Genomic DNA, 13,128 nt, shown 5'->3' with positions numbered 1-13,128 from the left:
AATGACCCGGTGAACGACCTCGCCCCGCTCCTCACCCCCGAAGGCCGCGCCCTCCTCGACGAGGTGCGCGACACCGACCCGGCCCGCGAACTCGCCGTCGCGACCCGGCTGCGCCGCGAGCACCCCGCCGACCTGGTGTCGGCGGCGCTCGGCCAGGCGCGGCTGCGGCAGCGGGCGGTGGCGAAGTTCGGCGCGCAGGACGCGGGACGGATGTTCTTCACGCCGAACGGGGTGGAGCAGTCGACCCGGCGCAGTGTCGCCGCGTACCGGGCGGAGCGGCTGCGGGCGGCGGGGGTGCGGTCGGTCGCCGACCTGTGCTGCGGGATCGGCGGGGACGCGATCGCCCTGGCCCGCGCCGGCATCCGCGTCCTCGCCGTCGACCGGGACCCGCTGACCTGCCAGGCCGCCCGCGCCAACGCCGACGCGCTCGGCCTCGCCGACCTGATCGAGGTGCGCGAGGCCGACGTGACGGAGGTGGACACCACCGGGTACGACGCCGTGTTCGCCGACCCCGCCCGGCGCTCCACGAAGCGCGGCCGGATCTTCGACCCGGAGGCCTACTCCCCTCCCCTGTCCTGGGCCGTCTCCGCCGCGTCGCGGGCGCCGCTCGGCCTGCTGAAGATCGCGCCGGGCATCCCGCACGAGGCGATCCCCGCCGAGGCGGGGGCGGAGTGGGTCTCGGACGGGGGGGACGTGAAGGAGGCCGTGCTGTGGTTCGGCTCCGGCGTCACACCGGGGGCGCGCGGGGCGACCCTGCTCCCCTCCGGCGCCTCCCTGCACGCCTCCCCCGCCACCATGCGCCCCGACCCCGAGGTCCGGCCGGTCGGCGCGTACCTCTACGAGCCGGACGGCGCCGTCATCCGCGCCCACCTGGTCGCCGAGGTCGCCGAGGAGGTGGCGGGCGGCCTGATCGACCCGACCATCGCCTACGTGACGTCCGACGCGCCGCACGCGACGCCGTACGCCGTCGCCTACGAGATCACCGACACGCTCCCCTTCAACGTCAAGAAGCTCAAGGCACTGCTGCGGGAGCGGCAGGTCGGCACCCTCACGGTCAAGAAGCGCGGCTCGGCCGTCGAACCGGAGGAGCTGCGCCGCAAGGCCCTGCCGAAACCGCACGGCACCGCGTCGGTCACGGTCTTCCTGACCCGGGTCGCCGGCGCACCGACGATGCTGCTGGGCCACCCGGCGCGCTGACCGGCCCCGGCCCGGCCCGGCGGCGGGGACCGGCCCGGTACACCGGCCCGACGGCGCGGTCATCCGCCCGCCGTCCCGACCGGACGGCGCGGTCCCCCGGCCGCCGCCCCGGCCCGTCGCCGCCCCGTACGGCGGCGCGGGGCGGCCTCACCCCGCTCGGCCGCACACGTCCGCTCCCCCGTCCAGCCGCACATCACCTGCTCGGGCAGGAAACCGGCTCCGCTCTCACCGGCCCGCCGGCGCGGCCGTGCTGCTCCGCACCACCAGGCTGGTCGCCAGCTCCACGCGGGTCGCCGCGGGGGCGTCCTCGCCCTTGCCCAGGTCGAGCACCAGCTTGGCCGCCGCCTCCGCCATCTCCGTCAGCGGCTGCCGTACGGTCGTCAGCGGCGGGCCCACCCAGCGGGCCACCGGCAGGTCGTCGAACCCGACCACGCTCAGGTCCTCCGGGATCCGCAGCCCCAGCTCGCGCGCGGCCTCGTACAGCCCGAGCGCCTGGAGGTCGTTGCCCGCGAACACGGCGGTGGGCCGGTCCTCGCGGCGCAGCAGGGCGAGCCCCTGCCGGTAGCCGGCGTCGTGGTGGAAGTCGCCGGTGACGATCAGCTCCGGGTCGACCGGCAGCCCGGCGGTCTCCAGGGCGGCCCGGTACCCGTCGACGCGGGCCCGGCTGCACATCATCCGCGAGGGCCCGCTGATCGCGCCGATCCGGGTGTGGCCCAGCTCGATCAGATGCCGGGTGGCGGCGAGCCCGCCCTGCCAGTTGGTCGCGCCGATGGACGGCACGTCGGTGCCGGGGTCGCCGGCCGGGTCCATCACCACGAAGGGGATGGAACGGCTGGTCAGCAGCGCGCGCCCGGACTCGTCGAGGCCGGACAGCACGAGGATCACGCCGTGCGGGCGGCGGGCGGCGACCTGGTCGGCCCAGGTGCGGCCGGGCGTGAGCCGCCCCGCGCTCTCGGACAGCACGACGCTCAGTCCGGCGTCCCGGGCGACGTTCTCCACACCCCGGATGACCTCCATCGCCCAGGCGCTCTCCAGCTCGTGGAAGACGAGGTCGATGAGGGGCGAGCGGCTGGCCTCGGCTCGGCGGCGCCGGTAGCCGTGGGTGCGCAGCAGTTCCTCGACCCGGGAACGGGTGCCGGGGGCGACGTCGGCGCGGCCGTTGAGCACCTTCGAAACAGTCGGCGCGGAGACACCCGCCTCGCGGGCGATCTCGGCGAGCGTCGCGGTCTGCGAGCTGCGCCCGTTGGTCCGGGTCTCAGCGGGCTGCGGAGAAGTCATGGCGGCGATCGTATCTCTGTGAGCTCACAGGGCGAACCCTTCAGGCAGTCCTGCACCTCCGGAACATTCGATATCTACTTCGAAATGTTCGCCGAGCCTGTACACATGAGGGTTCTGGCTGGGCTTTAGAAACCGTCGCACCCCGGACACCCTCGTCCCCCTTGAGAGCCAGGGCGTGGCCCCTGCCAAGGGGATTCAAGGGCATGCGCCAACCGTCAGACGAGCCCCTTCTCCAGCGCCTCACGCCTGACCTCGACGAGTCGTACCTCCCGGTCGCCGATCCGGGCACGCCAGAAGTTCCCTCCGGGGCACGCTTTCGCCCGGAGGACGAACTCCCCGGCTGCGGACAGGGACCCGAAGCTCTCGCCGGAGGCCACCTGAACACGGCCGTCGTCGAGCACCTGGGTATGGGCGACCTGCTCCCGGTCGTGCTCGAGCTTTCAGTTCTCCATGAACTTCTTGCGCAGGTCTTCGATCGAGGCTAGATGATCAATTCCAAGGGGTCGGGGAGTGAGCGGAGGGTCTCTTACACCTTGGACTGGAGCCAGTCGCTTCGGGGAAAACTCCAGGCTTCCGACGTGGCTACGGCTGCCCACGGTCGGGCTCGGTGTGGCCCCGAAAAGGGGCCGTCACCACTTTCGGCGCACGGTTGCCTTACTGCCGGTCACCAGGCTTGCCGGCGGGACGTCATCGGCCACGACCGCGCCGGCGGCGACCACGGCGTCACGGCCGATGCTGACGCCGGGCAGGATCGTGGCGCCGGCACCGATCCACGCATTCTCCGCCACGTCGATGGGTGCGCCGGTGAGGTACAGCCGCCGTTCCCCGGGATCGACCGGGTGGCCGCTGGTGATGAACGTGACCTTCGGTCCGATCATCACGCGCTCGCCGAGTCGGATACCGGCGTAGTCCAGGAACGTGCAGTTCTGGTTGATGAAGACGCGCTCGGCGAGGTCGAGGTTCAGGCCATGGTCCGTGTAGAAGGGCGGATAAATCGTGACTTTCGGCGGCAGTGGCTTGCCAAGGATCTGCTCGAACAGTTCCGCCTTGCCCGCTTCGTCTTCGAAAGGCAGGACGTTCAGGCGGGAGGTGAGCTCGGTGACCCGCAGGACCCTCTCGGCCATGGCCTGGAACTCGGCGCTGCGGATGCGCATGAGACGGTCGCTGGACATGCCACGATCCTTGTCCGTGCACCGGTGGCGGGACAAGACTCACCGGATGATCAAAGCCAAGGAGTGCCGACGGAGACGAAAACGAGGGCGTCCGAGATCGTTTTGTGACGAACAACCTGGACACCCTCGCGACGGCACTCCATGTGAAGACCGACGACCTGCTGAAAGCGTCTCCGCATCTGGCGCCATGGCGCCCGGCCATCGGGATCGCCCCGCAGCTCACCGACGCCGAACTCGTCACGCTGGCAAGGATGCAGGCCATGCTCGGCTTCACCTTCGAGGCCAGGTGGCTCCGCCACGCCCGCGCCCACCTGCGGCACCTCTTCCCGTATCTGCCCCAGCAGCCCGGCTACAACAAGCGCCTGCGCAAGGCCGCCGAGCTGCTGCGGCGGGTCACCCGGCTGCTGGCCGCCGGCACCTCGGTATGGAGCGACGACGTGTGGATCGTGGACTCCCCCCCCCCGGTGGAATGCGGCCGCTCCCGCGAGACCGTCAAACGCTCCGACCTGGCCGGATGGGCCGAGTACGGGTACTGCGCCAGCCACAGCCGCTTCTTCTGGAGCATGCGTCTGCACCGGGTGCGCACCCTCCAAGGCCTGCCCGTCGCATTCGCCCTGACCGGCGCCAAGGCCGACGAACGCGAAACCCTGCTGGACCTGCTCGCCGCCGAACCGGGCCTGACTTCCGCCCGCCCTGGACAGACGCTGATCGGCGACAAGAACCACCTTCGGCCGAACCTTCGAAGACCAGCTTGCCGAACTGGACATCCGGCTGCTGCGGCCGGCCCGCAAGAACGAGCCGGAACGGCCCGGAGCCCCGTTGTTCAAACCATTGCGGCAGGTCATCGAATCGGTCAACGAGACCTTCAAGGGCCAACTCAACCTCGAACAGCACCGAGGCCGCACACCAGGCGGCGTAATCGCCCGCGTCATGCAGCGCATCCTCGCGCTGACCGCCGCGATCTGGCACAACGACCACACCGGACGGCCCGTCCTACGCTCACTGACCGCCTACGACCATTGACTTGGAATCGGTCATCTAGAGGAGGTGGTCAGCCTTGCCTGCCTTGATCCCCCGGATGAGCTGCGCGAGGGCCTCGCGGGTGTCGGTGAGGGGGTGGTCCTCCTGGCCGGCTACGGCGATGTAGGCGTTGCCTTCGGTGTCGGTGCCGAGGCGGAAGCAGTTGTTGCCTTCGCCGCAGAACGGGTCTTCCCATCGTATGTCGGTCACGGTCACTCCCTCAGAGGTTCTTCGTGAGCAGGCGGATCAGGTCGCGGGAAGCGGGCGTTGACAGCGAGGCCCCGTCCATCCACTCCAAATGGCTGCGGTACTTGGCAAGTTGAGCCTCGGCATGGGTGAACTCGGGTCCGTGGGCCGAGTCGAGCTGCACGGTGTCGAGCTGGGCCACGGGCCCTTGCGCTTAGAGCAGGGCGTGCCCAGCTCCGGGGAAGCCACCCACTTTGAATGGAACGACTCTCACTTCGACATTCTCACGCTCGGATGCTTTGCACAGGTGCTCCAGTTGCCGTCGCATTGCCGTAGGGCTCCCGAAGGGCATGTGCAGGGCAGCCTCATGGACATAGGCGACGTAGGGCACTTCTCCAGGGCTGTCGAGAACCTGCTGGCGTTCCATGCGGTGAACGACGCGCAGTTCGACCTGGAGCCTGGTCAGGGGCGGCAGAACCGCGTCGAAGACGGCTCGCGCGTATTCCTCAGTCTGCAACAGCCCTGGTACGTGAACCACTTGGGCGGTACGAATGCGCGTGGCGTACCACTCGAGTTCAGCGATGTCGAGCAACCCGGCGGGCAGAGATCCCCGGTGTCGTTCCCACCAGCCGCGCTCCCTGTTGGCAGCCATCGCCACCAACGCTTCAATGTAAGGCTCGTCTGTACAAGCGTAGTTGCAGGCCAGTGTGCGAACGCGGTCGGCGGAGAAGGGCCGGATGCCGGACTCCATGTTGGACAGCCTGGTGCGATCGATCCCCAAGAGTCCCGCGGCATATTCGGTCGTGCGTTCGGCAGCGAGCCGCAACTTTCGCATCTCGGCACCGAGTCGCTTCTGCCGCTCGGTCGGCATGGTTCTGGTCGACATGGCGTCCTTCGTGGAGTTGAGGCACTCCTGGACTTCTACTGTCAGCGATGAAGAGAGCACAGCGTGCTACTGGAAGTGCATCGCGTGAGCCTGCCCGCGTCCTCCTGCCCTGGGAGAGGTGGGCTCGCGTCAGGGAGACAAGCCACCGGCTGCGCGCGACCTGACCCTCATCTGCCCTCTGCCGTAAGGGGATCCGCCATGTCTGCGATGACAGCCGTCACTCTGTGCCCCATCTCGTCGGACGCACTTCCGGCGATCGAGCCCACGTCCGACGCCCTCTCCTGCAGCCTCACCCTGCCCGCCGCCCCGGCCAGCGCGACGATGGTCCGTGCGGCGACTCGCGCCGCCCTTGACCTGTACGGACTCGGGGATGTGACCGAGGCCGTGGTGCAGACGGTGAGCGAACCGGTCGCCTGCGCCTGCCGTTTCAGTGCCGCTGGCGACATCTATGTGTCCCTACGGCACCGTGACGGAACGGTCCGGGTGACCGCCTACGACAGCCACCCCCGGCACACCCACCCCCGCCTCGCCGCAACCTGCGACGCGCGGCGCAAGGGGACCCTGCGTGTCCTCGCGGCGGTCGTCCGGGCCTGCGGCGGAGCGTGGGGGTTCGACGCGGCGCGGCAGCCCGGCGGCGGTACCCGGATGTGGGCGGTCCTGCCCACATCCGGTGCGAGAGCGTACGGAAGGGGGCGTTGACCTCGTCGAGTCAGGCCGGCTCGGCCTCGTCCTCGATCACTTCACCGCCGAGCACCTCGGCGGTCGCCTTGGACTCGTCCAGGGCTGCTTCCAGGTCCTGGACCCACGGAACTCGGCCCCCACCAGCGCCGTAAACACTGCCGGATCCCACAAGCCCGCCATCCGGTCGATCCCGGTACCGGGGGCGTCGAACGAGTCGGATCACACGCTCCCCAGCGACTCGAACCGCCACCGGTGGACCGCCCGCGTGACCAGCGTGCCCTCCGGTTCCGGGAGTTCGGGGAGGTCGGCGTCGAGGGGGGCGTGCCACCAGGTGATGACGAGGACGCGGTCCTGGGGGGCGCGGAAGGCCTCGCGGCGGACCGGGCGGCGGGGGAGCTCGCGGGCCCGTTCCTCGGCCCAGGCCAGCAGGTCCGGGCCGCGGCCGGGGACCGCGCGGGCCTCCCACATCAGCGCGACGGTCATGGGTAGAGGTTCTCCCGGGCGGTCTCGTGGACGTGGTCGTGGGAGTGGGCGGCGCCCGGCACGTGCGGGTCGGTGACCGGGAGGGAGGAGTCCGCCGAGAGGTCCCAGTCGGAGGCCGCGCGGTTGCGGGCGACCATCTCCGCGCCGAGGGCGGCCACCATCGCGCCGTTGTCCGTGCACAGCTTGGGGCGCGGCACCCGCAGCCGGATGCCGGCCGCCTCGCAGCGCTCCTCGGCCAGCGCGCGCAGCCGGGAGTTGGCGGCCACGCCGCCGCCGATCATCAGGTGGTCGACGCCCTCGTCCTTGCAGGCCCGCACGGCCTTGCGGGTGAGCACGTCCACGACGGCCTCCTGGAAGGACGCCGACACGTCCCGCACCGGCACCTCCTCGCCCGCCGCCCGCCTGGCCTCGATCCAGCGGGCCACGGCCGTCTTCAGACCGGAGAAGGAGAAGTCGTACGCCGGGTCGCGGGGGCCGGTCAGGCCGCGCGGGAAGGCGATCGCGTCCGGGTCGCCCTCGCGGGCGTACCGGTCGATGACGGGGCCGCCGGGGAAGCCGAGGTTCAGCACCCGGGCGATCTTGTCGAAGGCCTCGCCCGCCGCGTCGTCGATGGTCGCGCCGAGAGGGCGCACGTCGGAGGTGATGTCGGCGGACAGCAGCAGCGAGGAGTGGCCGCCGGAGACCAGCAGCGCCATCGTCGGCTCGGGCAGCGGCCCGTGCTCCAGCTGGTCGACGCAGATGTGGGAGGCGAGGTGGTTGACCCCGTAGAGCGGCTTGCCGAGGGCGTAGGCGTACGCCTTGGCGGCGGAGACGCCGACCAGCAGCGCGCCGGCCAGCCCGGGTCCCGCCGTGACGGCGATGCCGTCGAGGTCGCGGGCGGCGACCCCCGCCTCCTTCAGCGCCCGCTCGATGGTGGGGACCATCGCCTCGAGGTGGGCGCGGCTCGCCACCTCGGGGACGACGCCGCCGAAGCGGGCGTGTTCGTCGACGCTGGAGGCGACGGCGTCCGCGAGCAGGGTGGTGCCGCGGACGATGCCGACGCCGGTCTCGTCGCAGGAGGTCTCGATCCCCAGTACCAGGGGTTCGTCAGCCATGGGTCTCGGTTCCTTGTACGCCGTTGTCGGGGTGGCCCGGGGTCACGGAGGCGGACGGGCCGGTCAAGCGCATGACCAGCGCGTCCACGTTGCCCGGCTGGTAGTAGCCGCGCCTGACTCCGATGACCTCGAAGCCGAAGCGCTCGTAGAGCTTCTGGGCGCGGACGTTGTCGACGCGGCACTCCAGCATCACCTCGGCGCACTCGAACGCCGTGGCCGCGCGCAGCAGTTCGGTCAGCAGCCGCGAGCCCAGTCCGGTGCCCCAGTGGTCGCGGGTGACCGCGATGGTCTGGACGTCGGCGGCCGGGGCGCCGCCGTCGTCGCCCTCCGCGCCGGAGGTGGTGAGACCCGCGTAGCCGACGATCCGGTCGCCCTCCTCGGCGACGACGTAGCACCGGGTCGCGCCGGGCCCCCGGGAGTGGGCCAGCTCGGACCAGAACATGCCGCGCGACCACGCGTCCTCGGGGAAGAGGTCGCGCTCCAGCTCCAGCACGGGGTCGATGTCCCACCAGCGCATCTCGCGCAGGACGACCGTCTCGGTTCCCGTCACTTGGGGGTGACCACCTTGTAGTTCTTGGGGACCTGGGCATCGGGCCGCCGCAGGTACAGCGGCCGGGGCGCGGGCAGTTCCTCGCCCGCCGCCAGCTTCTCCGCGGCCAGCCGGGCGAGGGCGGCGGCGCTCACGTGCTCCGGCTCGTGCGCCCGGGGGAAGGTGTCCGGGTACAGCAGCGCGCCCGCGCCGACCGCGGGCAGGCCGGCGACCTGGCCCGCGATGTCCGCGGGGCGGTCCACGGCCGGGTCGGTGAGGCGGGTGCGCGAGTCGGCGTACCGCGCCCAGTAGACCTCCTTGCGGCGGGCGTCGGTCGCCACGACGAAGGGGCCCTCCAGGTCGGCCGCGTAGGCCAGGCCGTCCAGCGTGCACACACCGTGCACGGGCACGCCGAGGGCGAGCCCGAAGGCGTCGGCGGTCATCAGGCCGACCCGCAGGCCGGTGTAGGGGCCGGGGCCGGTGCCGGCCACGATCCCGGTGACGGCGTCGAGCCGCAGACCGGCCTCGGCGAGCACCCGGTCGACGGCCGGGAGCAGCAGTTCACCGTGGCGGCGGGCGTCCACCTGGCTCGACGAGGCGATGACGTCGTCGCCGTCGTGCAGCGCGACGGTGACGGCGGGGGTGGCGGTATCCAGAGCGAGCAAGAGCACGCAAACAGCCTACGGCTCCCGCGCCCCGGCCACGGCCGCACGGGCCGGACGGTCACGGACTGCTACGGTCGCGTCACGCCCGTACAGGACGGGACGGAGCAGGGCGAAGCGGGACAGGGGTGACGTCGATGGCGGGGACCAGCTCGGTGATCGTGGCGGGGCTGACCGCGGCGGCCCTCGCGACGGTCGGTTACCTCGGCCACCGGGCGGCGGAGACGGTCCCGCCCGACCTGCGCCGGCCGGTGTCCGGCTCTCCGGCGCCCGCGCCGAAGGGACCCCGCGGCGGCCACCCGGCCGCGCTGCCCCCGCGCTCGGGGCAGGGGCAGCGCGTCGTCTACTCGCTGGGCCGCGACCGGGTGTGGCTGGTGGACGAGGGCGACAGGGTGCGCCGCACCTTCGGCGTCAGCCCCAGCACGGTCGACCCGGCGCCGGGCGCCTACCGGGTCACCTCCCGGGCCGGCGCCGTGACGGGGTCGGACGGCGTGCCGGTGGAGCGCGTCGTGCGGTTCGCCAGCGTGGACGGCACGGTGATCGGGTTCAGCGCGGCGGTCGACGGCTCGGCGCCCGTCCTCGACCCGCGGGAACGCACGGGCGGGATCCGCGAGACGCGGGAGGACGCCGCGGCGATGTGGACGTTCGCGACGATCGGGCGGACGGTCGTCGTGGTGCCGTAAGGGCTACGCGGCCTCGCGCCGGCCGCGCACGGCCTTCTCCTCCTGCCGCCGCGGCTCGGGGGCGGGCGGCGGCGTGGAGACGGCGGCGGCCGCCGCGCAGGCGGCGAGCAGGTCGCGCATGGGCACCGGTCGTGGCGCGGGCTCACGCCTGCTCTGGATGGCCGGCATGGACGCCTCCTGAAAGTCGGGGGCGGACGTGCTTAGGTATACCTAACCACGAGCTGGATACCATGTGACCACGCCGGACACCGCGGGCGCAACACCATGCCGACACCTTGTCGGAACGCTCAGGCGGACAGCGAGCCCAGCTCCGCCCCCGCCCAGCGCGCGCCGAGCCCCCGCACGGTCACGTGCCGGACCTCGTCCGCGGTGTCCCCGACCGCACGGTGGATGACGACGTGCAGCCGGTCCTCGGCCAGCTCCTCGACCTTGCCCTCGCCCCACTCCACGACGACCACCGACTCGGGCAGCGAGACGTCGAGGTCGAGGTCCTCCATCTCGTCGAGCCCGCCGGACAGCCGGTAGGCGTCGACGTGCACCAGCGGCGGACCGTCCCCCAGCGGGGGGTGCACCCGGGCGATGACGAACGTCGGCGAGGTCACCGCGCCCCGCACCCCGAGCCCTTCGCCCAGCCCGCGCGTCAGGGTCGTCTTGCCGGCTCCCAGCTCGCCGGAGAGCAGCACGAGGTCGCCCGCGCGCAGCAGCTTGGCGAGCCGCCGCCCGAGGTCGCGCATCTGCTCGGGGGAGGTGACGGTCAGTTCAGCCGGGGTGTGCGGTGCTGCTGCTTCCATAGCCACCCACGGTAGCCCCTGCGGGCACGGCGCCCGCGCGGACGAGCAGGTCGGCGAGGCGGTCGGTCACCTGTTCGGGGTGCTCCAGCATCACCAGGTGCCCGGCGTCCGGCACGAGCACCAGCTCGGCCCCGGGCAGCAGCTCGGCGATGGCCTCGCTGTGCTCGCTCGGGGTCACGAGATCCCCGACCCCGGCGAGCACCAGCACGGGCAGCCCCGCGAAGTGCGCCAGCGCCTCCGCCTTGTCGTGATCGCCGAAGGCCGGGTAGTACTCGGCCACCACGTCGATCGGCGTCGACTCGATCATCCGCTCGGCGAACCGGGCGACCGCGGGATCCACGTCCCGCGACGCGAACGAGTACCGCTTGACGACCCCGGCGAACAGGTCGGCCGTCGCCCGCCGCCCCTTCTCCACCAGCTCGGCCCGCTGCCCCAGCGCCTTCAGCACCCCGGGCAGCACCCGCCGCACCGCGTTGACCCCGGCCACCGGCAGCCCGAAGTTGACCTCCCCCAGCCGCCCCGACGACGTCCCCACCAGAGCGACCCCCGCGCACCGCTCCCGGATCAGCTCCGGGAACTGGTCGGCGAGCGCCATCACGGTCATCCCGCCCATGGAGTGCCCGACCAGCACCAGCGGCCCCTCGGGAGCGGCCGCGTCGATCACGGCCTTCAGATCACGCCCGAGCTGCTCGATGGTGACCGGCTCCCCGCGCTCCACCTGCGCGGCGCCCCGTGCCGAACGCCCGTGACCGCGCTGGTCCCAGTGCACGGTCCGCACCACACCGCGCAGCGCGGCCCGCTGGAAGTGCCAGGAGTCCTGACCGAGGCAGTACCCGTGACTGAACACCACGGTCACCGGCGCGGGCGCCCGCCGCCCGAACAACCGCCGCCGCCGCCCTTCCCGCCCCTCGGGCTCGACCTCGTCGACCTCGTAGTACAACTCGGTGCCGTCGTCGGCGCACGCCTTGCCGGGCGTGCCGCGCAGGGAGCCGTACGGCCCCGCCGAGTCCAGGACCAGCCGGGCCTTGCGGCGTATGCCCCGGCCGACCGTCATCCGCTCGACGGCGACACCGGCGGCGGCCCCGGTGGCCAGCACGCCTATCGCGAGGCCCGCGACACCGGTCGCCCGGCGCCATCCCCCGGCGGACGCGGCCGTCACGGCCTGCGCACTGCTCTCGCTCACGTACCGCTCCCCTTCCCCGGCCCTCATGCAGGGGCCCTTACCCGCTCTGTTCCCCGTTCACATGAACCCGCGGGACACGGCTGCCGATCCGGGTGACGATCTCGTACGCGATGGTCCCGCACGCCTGCGCCCAGTCCTCCGCGGTGGGCTCGCCCCGGTCACCGGGACCGAACAGGACCGCCTCGGCCCCCGGCCCCGGCTCATCGCCGCCCAGATCGACGACGAACTGATCCATCGCGACCCGCCCGGCGACGGTCCGCCACTTCCCCTCGACCAGCACGGGCCCGGCGGACGAGGCATGCCGCGGGATGCCGTCGGCGTACCCGAGCGGCACCAGACCGAGCGTGGTGGCCCCCGGAGTCACATAGTGGTGCCCGTAACCGACCCCGTGCCCGCCCGGCACGTTCTTCACCAGCGCCAGCGACGCCGTCAGGGTCATCGCCGGCCGCAGCCCCAGCTCCATCGGCGTGCCGATCTCGGGGCTGGGCGAGACGCCGTACACCGCGATGCCGGGCCGCACCAGATCGAAATGGCTCTCGGCCAGCGTCAGGGTCGCGGGCGAGTTGGCGATGTGCCGCACCTCGGGCTCCACACCCCGCGCCTCCGCGTACGCCACCATCTCCCGGAACGTCGACAACTGGGCGGCGATCGACGGATGCCCCGGCTCGTCGGCACACGCGAAGTGCGACCACAGCCCGGTCACCCGCAGCAGCCCCTCGGCCTCGGCACGCAACGCGCCCGCGACCAGCTCGGCCCAGTCACCGGGCTGGCAGCCACCGCGCCCGAGCCCGGTGTCCGCCTTGAGCTGCACCCGCGCGGCCCGGCCGGCGAGACGGGCGGCGGCGGTGACCTCGTCCAGCGCCCACAGACCGCTCACCGAGACGTCGACGTCGGCCTCGATCGCCTCGCGCCAGGGCCCGCCGGGCGTCCACAGCCAGCACATGATCCGGACGTCGTCCGGCACACCGGCACCGGGCGCGCGCAAGGCGAGCGCCTCCTGCGGCGTGGCGGTGCCCAGCCAGGTCGCACCGGCGGCGACGGCCGCACGGGCGCAGGGGGCGGCGCCGTGCCCGTACCCGTCCGCCTTGACGACGGCCATCAGGGCGGCGCCGGGGGCGCGCTCACGGAGGGCGCGCACATTGGCCCGCACGGCGGCCAGATCGATCACGGCACGGGCCCGGGCCTCCGCGCCGTGCGGGTCACCTGTCTCTTTCATCCCGGACAGTCTCTCAGAGCCCTCACACCCCCCACCGCCCGTAGGCGCGACGCCCGCCTCCACCGGA

The 13,128-nt window shown here is 72.5% G+C and carries 15 protein-coding genes and 2 pseudogenes; 3 read left to right on the top strand and 14 right to left on the bottom strand.

Going from position 1 to position 13,128, the window contains the following annotated elements; translation table 11 throughout:
* Window positions 1-9: 9 nt before the first annotated feature.
* On the top strand, window positions 10-1,197 hold the full coding sequence (locus tag ACWH4W_RS09520; protein ID WP_473075334.1) for a THUMP-like domain-containing protein: 1,188 nt from the start codon (window positions 10-12) through the stop codon (window positions 1,195-1,197).
* A gap of 225 nt (window positions 1,198-1,422) precedes the next feature.
* Here the strand turns inward: ACWH4W_RS09520 and ACWH4W_RS09515 are convergent, their stop codons facing one another.
* The 3 genes from ACWH4W_RS09515 to ACWH4W_RS09505 form a co-directional block, all read right to left on the bottom strand.
* Complete coding sequence (locus ACWH4W_RS09515) at window positions 1,423-2,475, bottom strand: LacI family DNA-binding transcriptional regulator (RefSeq protein ID WP_473075333.1); 1,053 nt, start codon at window positions 2,473-2,475, stop codon at window positions 1,423-1,425.
* A 215-nt stretch (window positions 2,476-2,690) separates the two neighbouring features.
* A complete protein-coding gene (locus ACWH4W_RS09510; RefSeq protein ID WP_473075332.1) occupies window positions 2,691-2,876 on the bottom strand; it encodes a hypothetical protein in 186 nt (61 codons plus the stop codon).
* Between the two features lie 228 nt (window positions 2,877-3,104).
* Window positions 3,105-3,647 carry a DapH/DapD/GlmU-related protein gene (locus tag ACWH4W_RS09505; RefSeq protein WP_473075331.1) on the bottom strand — a complete coding sequence of 181 codons (543 nt, stop codon included), beginning with the start codon at window positions 3,645-3,647 and terminating at the stop codon, window positions 3,105-3,107.
* A gap of 104 nt (window positions 3,648-3,751) precedes the next feature.
* Between ACWH4W_RS09505 and ACWH4W_RS09500 the strand changes: the two are divergent.
* Window positions 3,752-4,670, top strand: a pseudogene (locus ACWH4W_RS09500) (IS982 family transposase).
* A gap of 15 nt (window positions 4,671-4,685) precedes the next feature.
* Here the strand turns inward: ACWH4W_RS09500 and ACWH4W_RS09495 are convergent.
* The 7 genes and pseudogenes from ACWH4W_RS09495 to tsaB all read right to left on the bottom strand — a co-directional run bounded on the left by ACWH4W_RS09495 (window position 4,686) and on the right by tsaB (window position 9,197).
* Window positions 4,686-4,877: a hypothetical protein gene (locus tag ACWH4W_RS09495; protein WP_473075330.1), complete on the bottom strand. Its 192-nt coding sequence runs from the start codon at window positions 4,875-4,877 to the stop codon at window positions 4,686-4,688.
* A 10-nt stretch (window positions 4,878-4,887) separates the two neighbouring features.
* Window positions 4,888-5,739 (bottom strand): annotated as a pseudogene (locus tag ACWH4W_RS09490) (helix-turn-helix domain-containing protein).
* A 709-nt stretch (window positions 5,740-6,448) separates the two neighbouring features.
* Entirely contained in the window at window positions 6,449-6,589 is a 141-nt protein-coding gene (locus ACWH4W_RS09485) for a hypothetical protein (protein WP_473075329.1), read from the bottom strand.
* Between the two features lie 50 nt (window positions 6,590-6,639).
* Window positions 6,640-6,903: a hypothetical protein gene (locus tag ACWH4W_RS09480; RefSeq protein ID WP_473075328.1), complete on the bottom strand. Its 264-nt coding sequence runs from the start codon at window positions 6,901-6,903 to the stop codon at window positions 6,640-6,642.
* Window positions 6,900-7,997 carry a tRNA (adenosine(37)-N6)-threonylcarbamoyltransferase complex transferase subunit TsaD gene (gene tsaD / locus ACWH4W_RS09475; protein ID WP_473075327.1) on the bottom strand — a complete coding sequence of 366 codons (1,098 nt, stop codon included), beginning with the start codon at window positions 7,995-7,997 and terminating at the stop codon, window positions 6,900-6,902. Before tsaD ends, ACWH4W_RS09480 begins: the two co-directional genes overlap by 4 nt.
* Window positions 7,990-8,547, bottom strand: coding sequence for a ribosomal protein S18-alanine N-acetyltransferase (gene rimI / locus ACWH4W_RS09470; RefSeq protein ID WP_473075326.1), 558 nt, complete (start codon window positions 8,545-8,547; stop codon window positions 7,990-7,992). Before rimI ends, tsaD begins: the two co-directional genes overlap by 8 nt.
* Window positions 8,544-9,197: a tRNA (adenosine(37)-N6)-threonylcarbamoyltransferase complex dimerization subunit type 1 TsaB gene (gene tsaB / locus ACWH4W_RS09465; RefSeq protein WP_106412874.1), complete on the bottom strand. Its 654-nt coding sequence runs from the start codon at window positions 9,195-9,197 to the stop codon at window positions 8,544-8,546. Before tsaB ends, rimI begins: the two co-directional genes overlap by 4 nt.
* A 128-nt stretch (window positions 9,198-9,325) precedes the next feature.
* Here tsaB and ACWH4W_RS09460 point away from each other — a divergent pair, with 128 nt between their 5' ends.
* The gene (locus tag ACWH4W_RS09460) at window positions 9,326-9,871 is read left to right on the top strand and encodes a hypothetical protein (RefSeq protein WP_473075325.1); all 546 of its coding nucleotides are present in this window, start codon (window positions 9,326-9,328) and stop codon (window positions 9,869-9,871) included.
* Window positions 9,872-9,874: 3 nt separating this feature from the next.
* Here ACWH4W_RS09460 and ACWH4W_RS09455 read toward each other — a convergent pair whose 3' ends face one another.
* From ACWH4W_RS09455 to alr, 4 genes are all read right to left on the bottom strand, one after another.
* Window positions 9,875-10,039 (bottom strand): hypothetical protein, encoded by a 165-nt coding sequence (locus tag ACWH4W_RS09455; protein ID WP_473075324.1) that lies wholly within the window; start codon window positions 10,037-10,039, stop codon window positions 9,875-9,877.
* Window positions 10,040-10,158: 119 nt separating this feature from the next.
* Window positions 10,159-10,662, bottom strand: a complete 504-nt coding sequence (gene tsaE / locus ACWH4W_RS09450) for a tRNA (adenosine(37)-N6)-threonylcarbamoyltransferase complex ATPase subunit type 1 TsaE (RefSeq protein ID WP_473075323.1) — start codon at window positions 10,660-10,662, stop codon at window positions 10,159-10,161.
* On the bottom strand, window positions 10,631-11,845 hold the full coding sequence (locus ACWH4W_RS09445; protein WP_473075322.1) for an alpha/beta fold hydrolase: 1,215 nt from the start codon (window positions 11,843-11,845) through the stop codon (window positions 10,631-10,633). The genes tsaE and ACWH4W_RS09445 overlap by 32 nt, the downstream gene beginning before the upstream one ends.
* Before the next feature lie 37 nt (window positions 11,846-11,882).
* Window positions 11,883-13,061 carry an alanine racemase gene (gene alr / locus ACWH4W_RS09440; protein ID WP_473075321.1) on the bottom strand — a complete coding sequence of 393 codons (1,179 nt, stop codon included), beginning with the start codon at window positions 13,059-13,061 and terminating at the stop codon, window positions 11,883-11,885.
* Window positions 13,062-13,128 lie beyond the last annotated feature (67 nt).

The organism is Streptomyces sp. DSM 120436 (assembly GCF_055778765.1).
Note: the sequence above shows the minus strand (reverse complement) of the source record. Positions and strands in the feature narration are given on the sequence as shown.

Bases quoted from the DNA above. Each gene is read 5' to 3' on its own strand.
- ACWH4W_RS09515 (WP_473075333.1), bottom strand. From the start codon at position 2,475: ATGACTTCTCCGCAGCCCGCTGAGACCCGGACCAACGGGCGCAGCTCG.
- ACWH4W_RS09505 (WP_473075331.1), bottom strand. From the start codon at position 3,647: ATGTCCAGCGACCGTCTCATGCGCATCCGCAGCGCCGAGTTCCAGGCC.
- ACWH4W_RS09480 (WP_473075328.1), bottom strand. From the start codon at position 6,903: ATGACCGTCGCGCTGATGTGGGAGGCCCGCGCGGTCCCCGGCCGCGGC.
- tsaD (WP_473075327.1), bottom strand. From the start codon at position 7,997: ATGGCTGACGAACCCCTGGTACTGGGGATCGAGACCTCCTGCGACGAG.
- ACWH4W_RS09460 (WP_473075325.1), top strand. From the start codon at position 9,326: ATGGCGGGGACCAGCTCGGTGATCGTGGCGGGGCTGACCGCGGCGGCC.
- ACWH4W_RS09455 (WP_473075324.1), bottom strand. From the start codon at position 10,039: ATGCCGGCCATCCAGAGCAGGCGTGAGCCCGCGCCACGACCGGTGCCC.
- tsaE (WP_473075323.1), bottom strand. From the start codon at position 10,662: ATGGAAGCAGCAGCACCGCACACCCCGGCTGAACTGACCGTCACCTCC.
- alr (WP_473075321.1), bottom strand. From the start codon at position 13,061: ATGAAAGAGACAGGTGACCCGCACGGCGCGGAGGCCCGGGCCCGTGCC.